Genomic DNA, 18,047 nt, shown 5'->3' with positions numbered 1-18,047 from the left:
AATTCATCACCTTATTGCAGAGTCAGTATTGGTTTTAAGCGGAGAAGTTAACGCATTAGGATTATTTGCCAGTTGCTGTTGCCCGCTGATATATTCATCTATGCATTCAATCATATACGGAAAGAATGGATTCCACTTCTGGCGTAATATCTCTGACGCTGGTACGCCGAGCACTCCACGTTCTCCCTTGGTCGATACGGCACCAATTTGTACTCTCGGCTGGGTAGTCGCCCTTTTTATTGGCCCATACAAACCATCAGATGCCGGAAAAGGCAATGCGACATGAGATAAAGAGTAAATTGCTCTTGGCCAACTAACCTCCAGTGGCTCATGCAAAATATCGCCATCTTGATAACGCACCACTTCAACTTGCTCGCTGGTTTGCCATTGATCAAGGCTGTCTTTATATCGTTGATTTTGAACTACATTTAACTGATATGGTAATCGACTAGAACCAATTAAAGGCTTAATGGCATCTATTGGGTCATTGACAACCAAAGCTAAATTGACATCAATACGGTTAATATCAAACAAAAACAACTGATGCTCTTTGGCCGGTAAACCTTGATATAATTTCGCTATGACATCGACCGTTGATACCGTACTGTCCGCTATTGACTGAAAGGTAAGCACACGAGTTAATTGCGTCTTTTGTAATTCAGTCATCTGATTAAGCAGTACTTGATTACGCGCCGCAACCTGATACACCACATCGCCAGCATTAACCGCAAACGAGTTATATTTAAACGGATCATATTCAGCTTGTACCGCATTCCAACTGAGTTTCTCTAACCCCAACCATTGACCCAACCTTGATTGCCACTTTGCTGCTGCGGCAACAGGTGATAACCCTATGGCAGGGGAAAGAAAGATTAACCCTGAGTAACTAGAAGGTTTATCTTGATTTAAGGCTTCTAACTCATGATTGAGTGCTAATGCTGCTCCAGTAGAAAAACCAACCACATACAGCGGCTTACCATTAAGCTGTTGCTCTAGGTGACGCGTTGCCAAACTGACCGCTTGCGCCATATCTTGCCAGCGTAAATCAACAAGCCCAGAAGGTAATGTGCCATGACCAGGTAAACGTAACCCTAGAATATGTGCTTTAGCGCGAAAGTGATTAGCAAAATGCGATAATGAATAGGGGGAATCTGACATACCGTGCAGTAATAACACGCCATATTGTGCCGTCGAATTTGGCCATTCAAAGCTGCGATTCCAATCCTGTGGCCACTGTTTAGGATCGGATAGGCTATGGCGTACATAACGGTTGAGCGGTTGACGAACAAGATGTTCGGTGCGCTGATATACTTTTGTGTCTACCTCTTTAAACAACTTATCCTCTAGGGCAAGGTACTGCTTAAAATCTGTCAGTTGCATGCTCTGGTTAAATTGAGATGACAGCTTTATCGTGTGCCATAGCGACAGATCAGCTTGAGTATTGAGTACATACACTCCTACTACTAATAGTCCAAGTATTGTTCCCAATATGCCATAAGTTAACGCTAATAAGAGGTGTTTGGTCGATGTAAGTAGTATTCTCATCTATGTATCATCCCTTACTTGTCCAGCCCACTTAACGGATCATTTGAGCTGAGCCTATTTTATAATCGCGTGACGGGCTAATTAATCCCTTTTAACACAACCCCACTTAACATAGCCGATATGACTCGGTAGACTCTATGAGATATACGTCTAACAAATAAAACAATGACCAACAACATCTTCAGTATTGGCTCTACAAGTGCAGATACCTGCTTTTACCTGCCTACAGCGCCAATCATTCCCAGTAAGTGGCACTACACTCAGCTAGACGCTATTGAACAATTGATAAGTCTCAATGGTAATCACTGGCGTAAAATACTGGTTATTATGGCGAAAATAACTGCACCCGATACTGATTGGCGTCACCATATGCCACAACTCTTAACACAAGGTAACCATATTATGTTTGGCGCTACAGCGCTTAAGCGTAATGCACAACACCATTTTGTCTGTGGTCAGCAAAGCGCAAAAAGTCTCAACCTACCAATATTAGACCAAAACCCAAAAATTAAAGTACTAAACCATGATAAGCATATGATTTATCTACTGCCCTATCTCGATTATAGGCAGTGCCCTAACCATGTTATTGCCGATTTACGCAGTAAATTGGATAAATAAATCATTAAGCACAACAAAAAAAGCGCCCAAGGCGCTTTTTTGTCATAGTCCAAATCTCATCACGCTATTTATTAATCATAAATAGTTGGAATTGGTTTACGCTTGTGCTGCGTCGCCTTATAGATTGCAATAAGACGTGCCTCGACCTTAGCATCCACCGCTTTCCCCTCTAAAAAATCATCGATTTGATCATAGGTCAGCCCTAAGGCAACTTCATCTTCGAGCTGTGGTTTATCACACTCAAGATCTGCCGTTGGCACTTTATTCACTAAAATATCAGGGGCACCTAACACTGCAGCTAATTGCCTCACCTGGCGTTTATTCAAACCAAATAAAGGAGCTAGGTCGCAGGCTCCGTCGCCCCATTTAGTGTAAAAACCAGTAATATTTTCGGCGCTGTGGTCAGTGCCAACCACTAAACCGCCCGTTAAACCGGCTATCTCATATTGCGCAATCATACGCATTCTGGCTTTCACATTGCCTTTAACAAATTCGACATCTCCATGAGAGTGAGACATGATATCAGCTTGCTCTAGCCCCAAAAGCGTTTGATGATGGATCCCTTCGACCCCCTCGCCAATGTTGACTGTAACCAATCTACTCGGCTGAATAAACTGACAAGCTAACTGAGCTTCATCTTCATCTTTTTGCACCTTATAGGGCAGCCTCACTGCGATAAATTGATAACTCCCTTCGCACTCACCTTCACGGTTGAGTTCGTCTACAGCCATTTGACATAGACGCCCAGCAAGAGATGAATCGACACCACCACTGATCCCAAGCACTAAACTAGTCGCATTGGCTTCCTTGAGCTTAGATTTGATAAAGGCAATACGTCGTTGTACTTCGTACTCAACCTCAATAACAGGTTGTACCTTCATTTCACGAATGATCTGTCCTTTCACAATTCCGACTCCGATTAAATTAGCTGACAGCTGAAATTTGCGTGCTCATTATGAGCTAATTCAACATAAATTTCACGACTCAAACTTTCTAAGCAGATTATTTATACTGGATTTACTGCCAACTGACGATTAACCTATGGCAGCGCAGTAATAAGGCATTACCTAACTGGTGCTCCCATTCATAAATGTGCAGCATTAATGTCTTAAGATTATTAAATTAAGGTGTCTGTTTAAATGGGATTAGAGTATCACTTGTTGTTATCATTGGCCGTTATTCATACCGTTGCGCTAGCTAGCCCAGGTCCTGATTTTGCTCTGGTGGTAAAACTTGCGACCCAACAGCAGCGACTGACAGCATTAGCCTGCTCATTGGGGTTAGCTGTAGCAATCACCTTACATACCCTTTTAAGCCTCACAGGCGTTAGCCTACTTATCAAAAGCTCAACCACTATCTATTTGGCAGTACAACTTGTTGGTGCTAGCTATTTAGCTTGGATGGGACTGGGGGCAATAAGATCCGCGATTACTCACTGGCGTAATAAAACAGTATTGGCTACAAAAGGTAAAATCTGCAACACCTTAACGATTAGACAAGGTTTTATTCAGGGCCTGTCTACAAACTTACTTAATCCTAAAGCCATGGTGTTTTTTATCACGCTGTTTTCAACATTAATCTCGCCAACCGTAAACATAGAAACCAAAGTTGCTGTCACACTATTGATGTTCATATTGTCATTAATCTGGTTTAGCTTAATCGCATTAGTATTATCAAAGCCCATTATTCAGCAAAAGATGCAACGCGCAACACCAGTGATCAACTTGATCACTGGGTTGCTGTTTGTCAGCGTTAGCTTAGTGATAATTAACGGCCTGTTTTAAGCTGGTTTAAAATGTAATCGAGTGCGCTGGTTACCGCTACAACTTGAGCCAAAATACAATTTTCCGCATCGGCTTGTGGACTGTCTGGGTAGACCTCAGTGGTGGTGTTAAAACGTGCATCACTAAAACCTGTACATAAACCTAATGATTTAGTGGGGTAATTGATCACCCCAAATTGACTAATAGGCGCTCCAATCAAACGACCTTGCTCGTCGGCAGGAGCAATATGCGTCACCTTAGCAACGGCTTCAATAATCGCTTTTTGCATCTCATCACAAGGATTTTCACTATCGCCGACCAGATAAAAGCCGTCGGGAATATTCCAATTGGTGTGTTCAACAGCATCCCTTGCAGCTAAAGCGGGGCGAAACTCACTATTATCTGTGTCAGTTGTTTCATGCAAGTCAATATGGGCCATAAGCTTGACGCCTAAGCCCGCAACCAAGGCCATTAACGCCGCAGACTCGCCAGCAGGACTATTGGGATAAAATGAACGATTTGGGTCAATCGCTAAAGGATTCCAACGGTTAATGGTTTCATAGCCCCAAGGACTCACGCAGGGAGCAATCAACAGGTTAAAATATTTAGCGCATTGTTTCGCTTGAGTGGCGGCAAATCTCAACGCGCCTTGCACACCTGAGGTTTCGTAACCATGAACCCCGCCAGTGACTAAGACAGTCGGTTTATCATCAGACCAAGACTGGCTTTTAAGGGCAAATAAGGGATATAGCCCTTCGAGATAGCCTAACTCGCCATACTGTAGCACCTCAAAACCTGAAGAAAGCGCGTTAATTTTAGACACCACCTCATCATGATATGAACGTTTAATCTGTTGATTTTGACGCCATAACGCCTTTTCTGCCTCACCCCATGCCTGCCCAGGGGTGCCGATTGAATATTTTTGCGCCATCTTATTGAGCATCCTCTTTGCTTATTGTTAGTTGCAAACCCACTGCTTATAAATGATAAAACATTAATAACTTAACATTAAACTGCCAACTATATCATACTGTTAGGAAAGTTTGAGGCTAAGGTGAATCGTTTAAAATGTTAACGACAGCAAAAATGTTATAGCTTATAAGTGATTATATTCATCACATCTAACGCGCTTGCGCCACGTGATAACGTTGTAAGATTTCTTGGTATTGCCCCGAGGATTGGATTTTAGTTAACCCTTGCTCGTATACCTCAAGTAAGCCTTTTGCCACAGCATGCTGACTAAAGCCAACATAAAGTGTCACCGGCAGCCCTTCACTGCCCGCATATTGAATATCTGCATCAAGATGATCTCGTTGCGCCACGTAATCAATAACCAAACGATTCCCCAAGACCACGTTCACTCGCCCTTTAGTCAAACGCTTTAAATTCATCTTCAGGGGCGATGAGCCAGACGCGCGATAAACGCCAGCCAATAAAGGTAAAAAATTATCTAATACCTCGCCATAGCTATACCCATGGATAATGGCAAGCTGTTTACCATAAAGATCTCGTGGGCGCTCGTATTGCCATTGGTCATTTATTGCAACATAAAAATCATTACTATATTGCCCAATTGGCTGATTAGAAGCCTGTAACTGGTAACGTTGAAGATGTTCATTATTGACCGCTAATACGATATCTATTTTATTTTGTTGCGCACTTTTCAATGCTCGAGAAAAGGGCTGGATCTCAAATTCGGATTGCTGCGCCATCGCCGCAAAAGCGGCCTGCACCACTTCAACCACATATCCTTTATCTTGCTGACCCGGTTTGCATATGTAAGGACACCATTCATCAGAAGCCATCACGACGGGATTTGCCAGTGCTAACACGCTAAACATGTTTAAAAAAAATCCAATAATAAGCTTAATGCGAAGTGACTGTAACAGGTACTGCAACATAGTTTCCTTAACTGTTAACCCGAGACCATCACGCTAACAGAAGGCTAGACTGAGTGCTAGGGCAAGTGTCACTAAACAGAGCAAGAGCCCGTTACCACTACACAGCAAGGCCGTTGTTTGGTAGGATCGCGCCCGAGGAGAACCAATGAAAATTTTTAATTACCAGCCCCCAGCAATCCCGTGGCTCGATATCCGTTACCAAGACCGAGATATTGTTGTGCTCAATAAGCCCGCAGGCTTGCTCTCTAATCCTGGCCGAGCAGAAAATACCTTTGACTGTGCGATTAACCGCTTATTACAGCGATTTCCCGACGCCATTTTGGTGCACCGCCTCGATTGTGCGACGTCTGGTATCATGGTGTTCGCACTCAATAAAAAAGCGGAATCTAATATTAAGACTCAATTTCAAAACCGGATGACTGAAAAATATTATGTGGCAGAAGTTGACGGTATTATGATCCAAGATACGGGGAAAATTGAGCTGGCCATGAAGGCCGATACGACTCAGCCACCATTGCAGATGATTGCCGCAGATGGCAAAGCTGCGACCACCTATTTTGAGGTGTTAACACGCAGAGAAAACAGTACATTAGTTAAGTTAAAACCAATCACCGGCAGAACCCATCAACTCCGGCTACATATGAAAGCCATAGGACATACGATTTTAGGTGATGACTTTTACGGTAACGCAGCGGTCATTAACGCGTCACCCCGCTTATGTTTGCATGCTGAGCATTTAAAAATTACTCACCCGTTTCATCAAGGTGACATGCAATTTTACAGTAAGCATCCGTTTTAGCGGTGCGTCTGTTACTGCGGTGAACCTAATGATATTCACCGCGTTTATAGCATAGGGGTTGACGCTAAAAATTAAGCCGCAATGCGCTTAGCAGTATAAAAACACTCTGCACTATTACAAAACTGTAAATTATTATCGCCTGACAATAAGAAATATTCACCAAACAAGTTTCCGCCGAGATCTTCGAGTTTTAAGCCTTCATCTATTTCAGTCGCTTGCATCTCATCTAAACTATGGCAACCGTCTGTGTACCAAGTTTCCAAAAACAGCTTACCATCTTGGCGATAGAGGGTAATTTTATCCCCTAATGATGGGCGCTCATCAATCCACTGCCCTATTACTTGCCGGGTATCCATATCTTGCTCCTGCCAACTTAGACGTTTACGCTTTTCAATCACAGGCATTTCTATGATCTGGAGTAACGCTGAGAGGTCATTACTACCAAACTCATCCAACATTACTCTACGTTTTTTATCCATAATCCTTTAACCTCGTTATTCATAAAACAATACCGCAAATAAATAGTTAAATTAACACTATTTTTTAATGCTTTAGTTAAAATTGTATCTTACAGTTAAAATAAAGATGCGAGCTGAATCACTATTAATACAATCTCATACCTTTGCAATACGAATAATGCGTCATTGAGATCAGTCTCCTTATCATCAACACTGCCCATTTATAGTCTCGTGCTAAGCCTGATATAAAGCCGTTTTAACTGGTTGACGACAGAAAATATGATATAGCTTTGTATTCTTGCAAAAAAAAAGAGCCTAAGGCTCTTTTTTACTGTGACGCGATTTAAGCTTACTAGGCAAGTTCGGTACGCTCTGCGGCTTCACATGCCGATGCAGTAAAGACCACATCCGTAGAACTATTTAATGCTGTTTCGGCAGAATCTTGGATCACACCGATAATAAAGCCAACCGACACCACTTGCATCGCAACATCATTAGAGATACCAAACAGGCTACAAGCGAGCGGGATCAGTAACAATGAGCCACCCGCAACACCCGATGCCCCACAGGCTGATACCGCAGCAACAACACTGAGTAATATCGCAGTCAAGATATCGACTTGAATGCCTAGGGTATGTACCGCAGCCAGAGTTAACACTGTAATGGTGATCGCCGCACCGCCCATATTAATGGTTGCGCCTAGGGGAATAGAGACTGAATAGGTATCTTCATGCAGCTCAAGCTTTTCACATAGTGCCATATTAACAGGAATATTAGCTGCGCTTGAACGAGTGAAGAAAGCGGTAACACCACTCTCACGTAAACAGGTAAATATTAATGGATATGGATTACGTCTAATCTTGAACCATACGATAAGTGGATTGACCACTAGCGCAATAATCAACATTGAACTGAGTAATACAGCAAGTAATTGAGCATACCCTGCCAACGCCTCGAAACCTGTCGCCGCAAACGTATTTGCTACTAAACCAAAAATACCTATAGGGGCAAGGCGAATAATGAAACGTACCATTTGCGACACGCCATGGCTGATGTCGGCGAACACGGTTTTAGTGGTTTCACTCGCATGATGTAAGGCTAATCCTAAGCCCACGCCCCAAGCTAAAATACCGATGTAATTACCTGTCATAAGTGCGTTAACAGGGTTATCCACCAGCTTGAACATTAAGGTGTACATCACCTCTGCAATGCCTTCGGGTGGATTAGCACCTTCAGCACCAGTAACCAAGACAAGTGTCGTTGGAAAAAGAAAACTTAATGTGACTGCGGTGATCGCCGCAGCAAACGTACCAAAAAGATAGAGGGTCACAATAGGACGCATATTGGTTTTAGCGTTTTTCTTTTGATTAGCAATGGATGATGCCACCAAAACAAACACTAAAATGGGTGCTATCGCTTTTAACGCACCAACAAAGAGCTCGCCAAGAAAGGCCACACTGTGCGCAGCCGATGTCGAAAACAATGCTAACGATACACCGGCAACAATTCCCAACATAATTTGCAGTACAAGACTGCCATTTGCTAACTTAGCAAACAAAGACCGATTTTGATTCATTGATTGACCTGTTATTTTAATTTGTTAGATTCGAACACTTCACGTGTCACGCCCGACTTTCTTGCGCTGTCTCACTTTCTTGTTATATTGATTATTAGCCATCTTATTTAACCAGCAGTTTATTACGACTTACACTGTGACTTAGCGGCTATAAGTACGAAAGGAAAACAACACAGAACGCCAATCGATTCAAGATTAAACTTCCTTCACCTTGAGGTTTTATAGAATCTGACTGGCGTTGTCTAGCAATCGGTTTAAATTAACTGCATATATTACTCATCCGCAGCATAAACATAACAAGACGCTAATGTTTTACCCCTCGATGGGATTCAGCCCCCCGCAACATGGCTTCTATCAGCTCATGTGCATCAAACTTGGTTAGTGCTTCATTAGCCCCTACTTGATGGGCTTGGCTAACACTGATTTCACTCGATAACGAGGTATGCAAAATGATATAAGCATTGGCTAACGCAGGTGTGTTTTTGACCTCAAAGGCCAACTCATACCCATCAAGGCCAGGCATTTCAATATCACTGACCAGTAAATCAACCGGATGACCCGCTTGATGTGCCCGCTCCATAATTGCCAGCGCCTCACGGCCATCAGAGGTCACCTGATAAGGAATATTGATGCTATCGAGGGCATCTGAAAGCTGTTTTCGCGCCACCAGAGAATCGTCGACTAACAAGATATTGAGCGGCTTTAAGATCTCACGTTGTACGTCTGTCAATATGGCGCGCTTGCTGGCTAGGCTAGGTGGAAACACTTTAGACAATAGCAATTCAACATCGAGCAACTGCACTAACTTATCGTCGACCCGAGTCACGCCTGTGAGGTAAGCGTTTTTACCTAAGTTTGCCGGCGGTGGCTCAATATCACGCCAATTACAATCTATGATTTTATCGATAGAACGCACTAAAAAGCCCATCACCATTCGCTGACAATCGGTAATAATGATATAAGCATTTTCACGTTCGTCTTCACCGATAGGCGCATAGCCAACAGCGGCTGCCATATCGATTATTGGAATGGTAGTACCTCTTACCGTCGCCGCGCCAATAATAGTGTGGTGTGATTTGGGAATAGCACTCAGCTTGGTATAGGGCACTAACTCACGGATCTTAAGCGTGCCAAGGGCAAACAGTTGACTGTGTGACAGTCTAAACAACAATAAGCCTTGAGATTGGCTTGCCTTACTTTTCATAATTTACCGACATCTAAATATAAGCCATTTTATGGGCGATACACTACCACACCCACCCACTATTGACGATCTCCAATCAATAATAATTTGACCTCTACAACTGTGACTCTATCGGCAGTAGCCCAATTAAATCGGCCATAAATTTTCGCCAAAAGCTGGCATTGGGCTCGGTGTAATAAGTAGTGGATTGACTATCATCAAACCAAACTAACTCACCCTGTTCGAGCTCAACACGGTAAGCATTTTCACGTAAACTACTGTCGATACCAGATAATATTAACGAGGCAAAAACTTCATTGTTAACAATAAGCCCCAGTTCGGTATTGATCCACGCCGAACGAGGATCAAAATTAAATGACCCCACAAACACGGCATTGTTATCGAGTACAAAGGTCTTAGCATGTAAACTTGAGCGCGAACTGCCTTTCCACGCAGTCGGTCGGTGATTAACATCCACCTTCATCTCATAAATATTAACCCCATTTTCCAGCAGTAATTCTCGGTAGCGCTGATAACCTGCATGAACAGCCAATACATCGGTTGCAGCAAGGCTATTAGTCACAACGGTGACTTTTATCCCCTTTTTCACCGCCGCGATTATGGCTTCTGAGCCTGACTTTGTGGGGACAAAATAGGGAGAAACTAACAGTACTTGCTGTTTAGCTTGGGCGAGAAAACGTCCCAAGTCGGATAATAACCATTGATCTTGTTGGGCGCCTACCGCTTTTTCTGGTGGATCATAAATTACTTCAGCATCGCCCCAAAACCAAGCTATTTGCGTTTTACGGATCTGGCGCAGCAACTGGCTAAACTCAAGACGTTGCATAAATTCATCATTTTCAAATTGCGCTTGCTGCTGCGCCATATTCGCTTGCGCCTTCGCCACCATAGCCGGCGTCGCAGGCTTAGTTAAACTACTGATATCATGCACCACAGGTGCGTTCCAATATAAGTCGAACTGATCCGAGACCTTGTCGACCGCCTCACCTATGGTCAGCAAGTCAAAATCGCCAAAATCCACCTCTTTATTTTTTGAAAAGTATTCGTTACCAATGTTACGCCCACCCACAATGGTAATGAGATTATCAACCGTCAATGACTTATTGTGCATACGATGATTAAGACGACTGAAGCCAGTTATCATGGCTAAATTACGAAATGTTCTATCGTAACTCGGGTTAAACAAGCGCACTTCTATATTGGGATGACTGGCCAAGATCATCAAGCCTTCATCAAGGGTTTTAGTAGTCAAATCATCGAGCAACAATCGAATACGAACACCTCTATCGGCGGCATCGATGAGATACCATACCAGCATACGGCCCGTCTCATCGGCGCGATAGATATAGTATTGTAAATCAATGCTGCGACTCGCTGCATGGACTATGGCTAAACGCGCAATAAACGCATCGATACCAGAAGCTAACGGAAGCACCCCAGTCTGCTCAGGATGCTGCGTTAATGTATCTTGTAGATATTGATAGAGGGATGAGTCTGTTGGGGTAGGTAATTTATAACTCGGCGTCTTAGCCACTTCAGGTAGGCTAGATGAACAAGCGGCCAATAGAAAACTACTGAGTGCTAGTAGTGCTTGAAGCAAAATCTTGTTCAATATAAGCCGCCGTAATATCAGATAATCAGTTCAATAGCCTACTGATTAACATAGGCTATGAGTATCAATCTTGTAAAGCGTATAGTACATCATAAGCGAACTGATCCCAGCCCTCTGCGCTAAAAGCAATATCACGAATAGCACGTACTTGACTCACCGCATGCAGCGGCGCAGCTCCATTGCTCATCAAATAATAGGCCATCAGCAACGCTGTACGGTCTTTTCCTGAGCGACAATGGATAAGCAGGGCAATATCATCAGCTTCACACTGCTTAATAAACGCCAGCGCTTTAGGTAACTGTTCGGCACATATTTCAACATCCCCCGCTAGAGGAGGAACATTACTAGAAAAAGGAATACAGGCGTAACGAAGCCCGTGACCTTCAAGCACCTCAGGCTCACACATCTCGCCACCATTAACCGATAACACGGCGCCGATACCGCCTTGTTTTAACTCGTTAATGTCCCAGTCTTCCTTATTGGGGCCACATCGACCCGCGATTCGTCCTTCTACCAACCAAAAAAGGTGCTGCATAACCCTTCCTTTTATCTATTCATTAACAGAAAACGAAAACTTACTATGGCTTATTACTCCATAGTTGTTCATTGATCTTAGGTAACTTTTTACGCTTTTTCTTGCCCGTTCCAGCAGGTTTTGCCATTGGCTTGTCCATACGAGAGAGGCTCTCCTCTGGCACTTGCTCGTCGGCTTCGAAACCTGGATATTGCTCTCTTGGTAGACGAATCTTGTTCTTTTTCTCTATGACTGAAAAGTGATGATAGTCTTCATGGCTTATCAGCGAAATCGCTTCACCGGCCTCGCCTGCTCGACCACTGCGCCCAATACGATGCATATAATCGGCTGGACTTCTCGGCAGTTCGTAGTTGATCACCACAGGTAGTTTTTCGATATCGATACCACGGGCGGCAATATCGGTCGCGATAAGTACCGTCACTTCTGCACGCTTAAAAGCCTCCAGCAGACGGGTTCGGGTCCCTTGCGCTTTATCGCTATGAAAGACCTCGGCCGTAATACCTTGTTTAGCCAACTTCTGCGCTACACGATTACAGCTATTTTTGGCACTGGCAAATACCAGCACCTGTGACCAGGCATGGCTCTTAATTAATTCAGCCAGTAACGCGGTTTTACGCTCACGATTGACAGTAAATACTCGTTGACTGATGGTTTGCGGCTCATCATCTTGCAGCTGGATCTCAACCGGTTTTTCTAATAGCGCCGAGGTAAGCTCGCGTACCTCTTCAGGAAACGTCGCCGAAAACAGCAAAGTCTGCTTACGCTTGGGTAACAGGGCTAAGATCTGCTGAAGTTCGTCGTCAAACCCAAGGTTTAACATGCGATCGGCTTCATCGAGTACTAAAGTCTGTACCTTGCTTAGCTTTATTGCGTTGCTAGACACTAAATCGAGTAGTCGCCCTGGCGTTGCAACTAATACGTCAGCGCCACCACGTAGGGCTAACATCTGGGTATTAACCGATACGCCGCCATAGACAGCCAATACTTTCGCCTTGGGCTCGAGCCCAGCGCCATAACGGATAAAGCTGTCGGCAACCTGCTGGGCCAGCTCACGCGTGGGTACTAAGACTAATGCGCTGACATAGTTCCCACCACTGACACGTTGGCCGCTCAGTTTTTGTAGCAAAGGCAGCGCAAAAGCGGCCGTCTTACCCGATCCAGTATTAGCACCCGCTAAGAGATCGCCCCCCGCTAGCACTACAGGAATAGCCTGCTGCTGCACCGCTGTAGGTTGGACATAACCCAAGGTTTGCAAGCGCGCTAGCAATGTTTCATTAAGATTAAGCTGGCTAAAAGTGATAGGACTGGGGGTACCAGTAACGGAACGGTTTTCTGAGGTCATAACTAAACAGGGTGCCAAAATATTATATAGCCCAATATTGTACTGTAAAAGCATCCAGAAAGCTTACAATTTACCAGCAACACCACCGCACTCTAAGGTCAATAGTTGCTGTTTAATCTCAAGCCCATAGGCATACCCCGTTAAGGTACCGCTTTTACCTATGATTCGATGACAGGGGATAATAATCGCAATGTGATTCGCGCCGTTAGCACGACCCACTGCCCTCACCGCGTTGGGATTATCAATAAAGTTGGCTATATCGCTATAACTACAGGATTTTCCGTAAGGCTGGGCTAACAAGGCCTGCCACACTTGATGTTGGAATACCGTGCCAACGGGAGCTAACGGCACCGTGAATTCTGTCAGTTGCCCTAAGAGGTATTGTTCTATCTCGCTCTTGGCTTGATTTAAATACACTTCGGCTAGCTGCTTGTCTGCATCTGTAGCGGCAATTAAGGCGATATCTCTTGCGGCCCAGCTATCGGTCTCACGCGGCTTAAAGGTTAAATCAGAAAGGCCAAATCGATTGGCGGCGATGACAATATGACCCATGTCAGTGGTGATGGTTTGTTTTGCTATCGGCATAAAATTGACTTCACCATCGTTTCTCGACATCGCTCGATAGTGTTTAACACAAGCTAGGCTCATTGTTGGCTCCATAATTGAAACGTTAAATAACTGCCCCAAGGTGAAATTTGACTGCTAAGACACTCAGTTTGCGCTGAATAATATCGCTGTTGTTCACCTTTAGTGGTGGTATCATCGAGATGCTCAGCATTTCTAGCTTTAGACAAATTGGCAAGCAGCTGATGCCTCACAACGAGATCACTGGATAATAAGATGTCCGGTAAACTTAAGCCTCTTAGGCGCACATAATCGACCGTCCAAGGCCCTATTCCCTTAATTGACAACCACTCATCAACTGATGCATGGGGATGATGTTGAATAAACAGTGCTAACGCCTTTAATGCTGCCTTTCTTGCTCTGGGCACCTTGAGACAATCGAGCGATGCGCCAGCGATGACTTCGGCAGTAGGAAAGAGTCTCAACCGACGCCCCTCAAGTATCACCGTCTCACCATAATGATCCACTAATGCCTGCAATAGCGTTACCGATTGCAGCACACTCACCTGTTGTCCCAGCACTGCCCGACACGCCGCCTCAAATGGTGACCACACTCCGGGTATGCGAACACCACTATTGATTGTGGGCAAATAATCCCCCAGCGCCGCAAGCCGGCTCTCGACTTCAATCAGATCGGCATCTAAATCGAGCATCCTGCGCATATTACAAACTACAGCCTGTAAATGAACAAGATCATCTGCACTACTCATCACAACCTTAAGCTTGAAACTACAGGACGCTTCACAATGGGTCGCCTCAACATAACCATACCCCCCATTTAATTGAAAACTGCGACCATAGTGGTTCTCTCCCACCCACTCCATCTCATTTACCGCTCGAAGACGATAAAACTCCCGTTGATGCTGCCAATTAAAAGGAGGCCGATAAAAAAGCCGTAAATGAAGACTTGTCGAATCAGATGTTAACCCCACCGCGGCGTGATGATTTTTACGTATCGCACTCGGCGTAAGTTGCAACTGTTGTTGAAATAATTCATTGAAACGCCGAACACTATTAAAGCCGGACGCAAAAGCAATATCGGTAATAGGCATAGCAGATTGGTGCAGCAGCTGTTTGGCAAACATCAGCTGCTGATACTGGGCATATTGTTTTGGTGAGACGCCTAAATGACGCTGAAACAGCTCACGAAGATGTCGACTGCTGATCCCTAATTTATCGGCAAACGCTGCGATGGATATGGCTGTTGGCCCCGATAATATGCCGTTGTTAATAAGTGCCACCGCGCGATTTACCGTGGTTTGCGTCCCTATCCATGGGTTCGATTGAGGTGCACTATCGGGACGACAGCGCAAACAGGGCCTTAACCCTTCATTAGCGGCTGCCACAGCGGTATCGAAATAACGCACATTGTGCTCTTTCGCTGCCACAGCAGGGCAAATAGGCCTGCAATAGATCCGAGTAGAGAACACCCCGACGAAAAAAAGACCATCAAAACGCCGATCGCGCGACAACCGGGCACGGCGAAAGCTTTCAGTTGTCATTCGGTTATCATTAGTCATTGAAGATACAGCTCCGCACTATCATCGGTTGGATTAAGCCAACTCTAATCCAAGCCGTAACCTGATACTAGCGGAAAACGGCGCTCAACCTAATACCACTAAGCAAAACACCACCATGATATGCACAAGCCCTCTGGCATTCCCCTAGCCTATCGACTAGTCCTATTGAATAGATCCGTTTTAGTTAACTCTTGATAGACATTAATGATTAAGCTTCTGGTAATATGTGATATTCACAAAAATTTATCACTCATTCTCAGTCTCTAAGCCATAAGGACATTAATGTTTAAGTTATTTGAATCTTGGGTTAACGCCTTACCCGATGATGAGCCCCAACAACCGCCAAGGGGTATTTACGCTTTTTGTCGGCATTACACCAAAGGGTTTGAAATACCCCTCGTATTAATGTCAATTTTAACTGCCGCCTTAGCCATATTAGAGGTCTCACTCTTCGCCTTTATGGGGGATTTAGTGGATTTATTGGCAAACCACGATCCCGAGACCTTGTTTGAACAACAAGGTGGCAAACTACTGATGATGTCAGTACTCGTTTTGGTGGTCATTCCGCTCTTAGTGTTGCTGCATGCGTTAGTGGTATATCAAGGCTTGCTGGGTAACTACCCGATGTCAATTCGTTGGTTAGCCCATCGATATCTACTCAAACAAAGCGTATCCTTTTATCAAAATGACTTTGCCGGTCGTATCGCCACTAAAGTGATGCAAACGTCACTGGCCGTGCGTGAAACCGTCACCAAATTACTGGATGTACTGGTGTATATCTTGGTTTATTTTTTGTCGATGTTGGTGATCATCGCCGATGCCGACTTTCGCTTGATGCTCCCCATGTTAATCTGGTTAGGCTTATATATTGGTCTGCAGATCTATTTCTTGCCAAAACTAAAAAAAGTGTCGACAGAACAAGCTGATGCACGTTCATCCATGACAGGACGTATTGTCGATAGCTATACCAATATAGCCACGGTGAAACTGTTTTCTCATACGCAGCAAGAAGCACAATATGCCAAAGAGAGCATGACAGGTTTCCTTGACACAGTTTATCGACAAATGCGCTTGGTTACAGGCATTAACGTGAGCGTGCAGGTGATAAACTACCTGCTGGCCTTTACCATTGCCGCGGTCTCTATTTGGCTATGGCGTGACAGTGCCATCACCATTGGCGCGATAGCAGTAGCGGTGAGTTTATCCTTACGTTTAAACGGCATGTCGCAGTGGATCATGTGGGAAATTAGCTCACTGTTTGAAAATATCGGTACCGTTACCGATGGCATGAACACCCTGGCCAAACCCACAGACATTGAAGACAGTGAGCAAGCCAGCGAATTAGCGGTGCGCGAAGGCAAAATCGATTTTCACAACGTCAGTTTTCATTATGGCGAAAAGAGCGGCGTTATCGATGCGCTAAACCTCAATATCAAAGCCGGTGAAAAAGTTGGACTGGTGGGCCGTTCTGGTGCGGGTAAATCAACCCTAGTTAACCTATTGATGCGTTTTCATGATGTCGAAAAAGGCACAATTGCCATTGACAATCAGGACATCAGACTGGTGACACAAGACTCGCTGCGTTCAAATATTGGTATGGTGACTCAAGACACCTCCCTGCTGCATCGCTCCATCCGTGACAACATTCGCTACGGTAAGCCAGATGCTACAGAAGAGGAGTTAGAAAATGCCATCAGACAAGCGCAGGCCTATGACTTTATTAATGAGTTAAGCGATCCTGAAGGTAATCATGGATTAGATGCTCAGGTCGGCGAGCGCGGCGTCAAACTCTCCGGCGGTCAACGCCAACGCATCGCCATTGCAAGAGTATTACTCAAAAATGCGCCTATCTTACTGCTTGACGAGGCCACATCGGCATTAGACTCTGAAATTGAAGCGGCGATTCAGGAGAGTTTATATCAGCTGATGGAAGGCAAAACCGTGATCGCCATCGCTCATCGCCTGTCAACGATTGCAGCCATGGACCGACTTATCGTCCTGGATCAAGGCAAAATTGTTGAACAAGGCACACACCAAGCATTGATCGCACAAGGCGGCATTTATGCTCAGCTTTGGGCACATCAAACTGGCGGCTTCTTAGGCATTGAGTAAGCCTGCACCTTAATCTCAATATCAGCCTCTTTGCCCACATTCCCAGCAAAGAGGCTTTTTTTATGCCTTAAGATTAAGTAGCTAACCTTACCTGCACAGTCCGCTTTCTACAGGCAGAAAACCGCTTGGCACTTGGGTTATCATCGCCACTATCTGAATCATTACGATCTGAATCCTGAATTGCCACCATCTGATTAGACGAGAGCTCTGTAGACACTATCTCAATAGGCTCATTAGCTATCAATAGGTGACGCGCACCAGAGATCAGCGCTGGTCGCTAACAAGCTGATATGGCCAATGGTTTAGCTGAAATTAGGAGAGTGTCATCACGGACATTAGCTGAAGACATAAAAATGCCAGAGAATCAGTCAAGACGTCGGAGAGCCAGAGAGTCGAGTCAGGCAAAGGCATAGTGGCCCATGAAGTCTGAATCAAAAA

The 18,047-nt window shown here is 44.6% G+C and carries 16 protein-coding genes; 4 read left to right on the top strand and 12 right to left on the bottom strand.

What is annotated here, in order from left to right; translation table 11 throughout:
- Positions 1-6: 6 nt before the first annotated feature.
- Positions 7-1,545 carry an alpha/beta hydrolase gene (locus AC5YBX_RS06305; protein ID WP_494524607.1) on the bottom strand — a complete coding sequence of 513 codons (1,539 nt, stop codon included), beginning with the start codon at positions 1,543-1,545 and terminating at the stop codon, positions 7-9.
- A gap of 165 nt (positions 1,546-1,710) precedes the next feature.
- Here AC5YBX_RS06305 and AC5YBX_RS06300 point away from each other — a divergent pair, with 165 nt between their 5' ends.
- Positions 1,711-2,163, top strand: coding sequence for a DUF6942 family protein (locus AC5YBX_RS06300; RefSeq protein ID WP_475516386.1), 453 nt, complete (start codon positions 1,711-1,713; stop codon positions 2,161-2,163).
- 71 nt (positions 2,164-2,234) lie between these two features.
- Here the strand turns inward: AC5YBX_RS06300 and nadE are convergent, their stop codons facing one another.
- On the bottom strand, positions 2,235-3,068 hold the full coding sequence (gene nadE / locus AC5YBX_RS06295) for an NAD(+) synthase (protein WP_475516385.1): 834 nt from the start codon (positions 3,066-3,068) through the stop codon (positions 2,235-2,237).
- A 234-nt stretch (positions 3,069-3,302) separates the two neighbouring features.
- Here nadE and AC5YBX_RS06290 point away from each other — a divergent pair, with 234 nt between their 5' ends.
- Positions 3,303-3,947 (top strand): LysE family translocator, encoded by a 645-nt coding sequence (locus tag AC5YBX_RS06290; RefSeq protein ID WP_494524606.1) that lies wholly within the window; start codon positions 3,303-3,305, stop codon positions 3,945-3,947.
- Here the strand turns inward: AC5YBX_RS06290 and AC5YBX_RS06285 are convergent.
- Positions 3,931-4,857 (bottom strand): M14 family metallopeptidase, encoded by a 927-nt coding sequence (locus tag AC5YBX_RS06285; protein ID WP_494524605.1) that lies wholly within the window; start codon positions 4,855-4,857, stop codon positions 3,931-3,933. The genes AC5YBX_RS06290 and AC5YBX_RS06285 overlap by 17 nt on opposite strands.
- A gap of 190 nt (positions 4,858-5,047) precedes the next feature.
- Positions 5,048-5,767, bottom strand: a complete 720-nt coding sequence (locus AC5YBX_RS06280) for a substrate-binding periplasmic protein (RefSeq protein WP_494524604.1) — start codon at positions 5,765-5,767, stop codon at positions 5,048-5,050.
- Positions 5,768-5,972: 205 nt separating this feature from the next.
- Between AC5YBX_RS06280 and AC5YBX_RS06275 the strand changes: the two genes are divergently transcribed.
- Positions 5,973-6,626: an RluA family pseudouridine synthase gene (locus tag AC5YBX_RS06275; protein ID WP_494524603.1), complete on the top strand. Its 654-nt coding sequence runs from the start codon at positions 5,973-5,975 to the stop codon at positions 6,624-6,626.
- A 71-nt stretch (positions 6,627-6,697) separates the two neighbouring features.
- Here AC5YBX_RS06275 and AC5YBX_RS06270 read toward each other — a convergent pair whose 3' ends face one another.
- The 8 genes from AC5YBX_RS06270 to AC5YBX_RS06235 form a co-directional block, all read right to left on the bottom strand.
- Positions 6,698-7,105 carry a hypothetical protein gene (locus tag AC5YBX_RS06270; protein WP_475516380.1) on the bottom strand — a complete coding sequence of 136 codons (408 nt, stop codon included), beginning with the start codon at positions 7,103-7,105 and terminating at the stop codon, positions 6,698-6,700.
- A 331-nt stretch (positions 7,106-7,436) separates the two neighbouring features.
- Positions 7,437-8,660, bottom strand: coding sequence for a serine/threonine transporter SstT (gene sstT / locus AC5YBX_RS06265; protein ID WP_494519557.1), 1,224 nt, complete (start codon positions 8,658-8,660; stop codon positions 7,437-7,439).
- A 304-nt stretch (positions 8,661-8,964) separates the two neighbouring features.
- Positions 8,965-9,864 (bottom strand): chemotaxis protein CheV, encoded by a 900-nt coding sequence (locus AC5YBX_RS06260; RefSeq protein ID WP_494519558.1) that lies wholly within the window; start codon positions 9,862-9,864, stop codon positions 8,965-8,967.
- 94 nt (positions 9,865-9,958) lie between these two features.
- Positions 9,959-11,476, bottom strand: a complete 1,518-nt coding sequence (locus tag AC5YBX_RS06255; RefSeq protein WP_494524602.1) for a phospholipase D family protein — start codon at positions 11,474-11,476, stop codon at positions 9,959-9,961.
- 64 nt (positions 11,477-11,540) lie between these two features.
- Positions 11,541-12,011, bottom strand: a complete 471-nt coding sequence (locus AC5YBX_RS06250) for a phosphatase domain-containing protein (RefSeq protein ID WP_494519560.1) — start codon at positions 12,009-12,011, stop codon at positions 11,541-11,543.
- Between the two features lie 43 nt (positions 12,012-12,054).
- Positions 12,055-13,353: a DEAD/DEAH box helicase gene (locus tag AC5YBX_RS06245; RefSeq protein WP_494524601.1), complete on the bottom strand. Its 1,299-nt coding sequence runs from the start codon at positions 13,351-13,353 to the stop codon at positions 12,055-12,057.
- Between the two features lie 63 nt (positions 13,354-13,416).
- A complete protein-coding gene (locus AC5YBX_RS06240; RefSeq protein ID WP_494524600.1) occupies positions 13,417-14,001 on the bottom strand; it encodes a methylated-DNA--[protein]-cysteine S-methyltransferase in 585 nt (194 codons plus the stop codon).
- On the bottom strand, positions 13,998-15,479 hold the full coding sequence (locus AC5YBX_RS06235) for a DNA-3-methyladenine glycosylase 2 family protein (RefSeq protein ID WP_494524599.1): 1,482 nt from the start codon (positions 15,477-15,479) through the stop codon (positions 13,998-14,000). The genes AC5YBX_RS06240 and AC5YBX_RS06235 overlap by 4 nt, the downstream gene beginning before the upstream one ends.
- 300 nt (positions 15,480-15,779) lie before the next feature.
- On the opposite strand from AC5YBX_RS06235, the gene AC5YBX_RS06230 reads away from it, so the two are divergent.
- A complete protein-coding gene (locus AC5YBX_RS06230) occupies positions 15,780-17,609 on the top strand; it encodes an ABC transporter ATP-binding protein (protein WP_494519566.1) in 1,830 nt (609 codons plus the stop codon).
- The last annotated feature ends 438 nt before the right edge of the window (positions 17,610-18,047 follow it).

The sequence above is a fragment of the Shewanella sp. 492 genome (assembly GCF_059338445.1).
Note: the sequence above shows the minus strand (reverse complement) of the source record. Positions and strands in the feature narration are given on the sequence as shown.

Bases quoted from the DNA above. Each gene is read 5' to 3' on its own strand.
- AC5YBX_RS06235 (WP_494524599.1), bottom strand. From the start codon at position 15,479: ATGACAACTGAAAGCTTTCGCCGTGCCCGGTTGTCGCGCGATCGGCGT.
- AC5YBX_RS06280 (WP_494524604.1), bottom strand. From the start codon at position 5,767: ATGTTTAGCGTGTTAGCACTGGCAAATCCCGTCGTGATGGCTTCTGAT.
- AC5YBX_RS06260 (WP_494519558.1), bottom strand. From the start codon at position 9,864: ATGAAAAGTAAGGCAAGCCAATCTCAAGGCTTATTGTTGTTTAGACTG.
- AC5YBX_RS06240 (WP_494524600.1), bottom strand. From the start codon at position 14,001: ATGAGCCTAGCTTGTGTTAAACACTATCGAGCGATGTCGAGAAACGAT.
- AC5YBX_RS06300 (WP_475516386.1), top strand. From the start codon at position 1,711: ATGACCAACAACATCTTCAGTATTGGCTCTACAAGTGCAGATACCTGC.
- sstT (WP_494519557.1), bottom strand. From the start codon at position 8,660: ATGAATCAAAATCGGTCTTTGTTTGCTAAGTTAGCAAATGGCAGTCTT.
- AC5YBX_RS06245 (WP_494524601.1), bottom strand. From the start codon at position 13,353: ATGACCTCAGAAAACCGTTCCGTTACTGGTACCCCCAGTCCTATCACT.
- AC5YBX_RS06250 (WP_494519560.1), bottom strand. From the start codon at position 12,011: ATGCAGCACCTTTTTTGGTTGGTAGAAGGACGAATCGCGGGTCGATGT.
- AC5YBX_RS06290 (WP_494524606.1), top strand. From the start codon at position 3,303: ATGGGATTAGAGTATCACTTGTTGTTATCATTGGCCGTTATTCATACC.
- AC5YBX_RS06305 (WP_494524607.1), bottom strand. From the start codon at position 1,545: ATGAGAATACTACTTACATCGACCAAACACCTCTTATTAGCGTTAACT.
- AC5YBX_RS06270 (WP_475516380.1), bottom strand. From the start codon at position 7,105: ATGGATAAAAAACGTAGAGTAATGTTGGATGAGTTTGGTAGTAATGAC.
- AC5YBX_RS06230 (WP_494519566.1), top strand. From the start codon at position 15,780: ATGTTTAAGTTATTTGAATCTTGGGTTAACGCCTTACCCGATGATGAG.
- AC5YBX_RS06275 (WP_494524603.1), top strand. From the start codon at position 5,973: ATGAAAATTTTTAATTACCAGCCCCCAGCAATCCCGTGGCTCGATATC.
- AC5YBX_RS06285 (WP_494524605.1), bottom strand. From the start codon at position 4,857: ATGGCGCAAAAATATTCAATCGGCACCCCTGGGCAGGCATGGGGTGAG.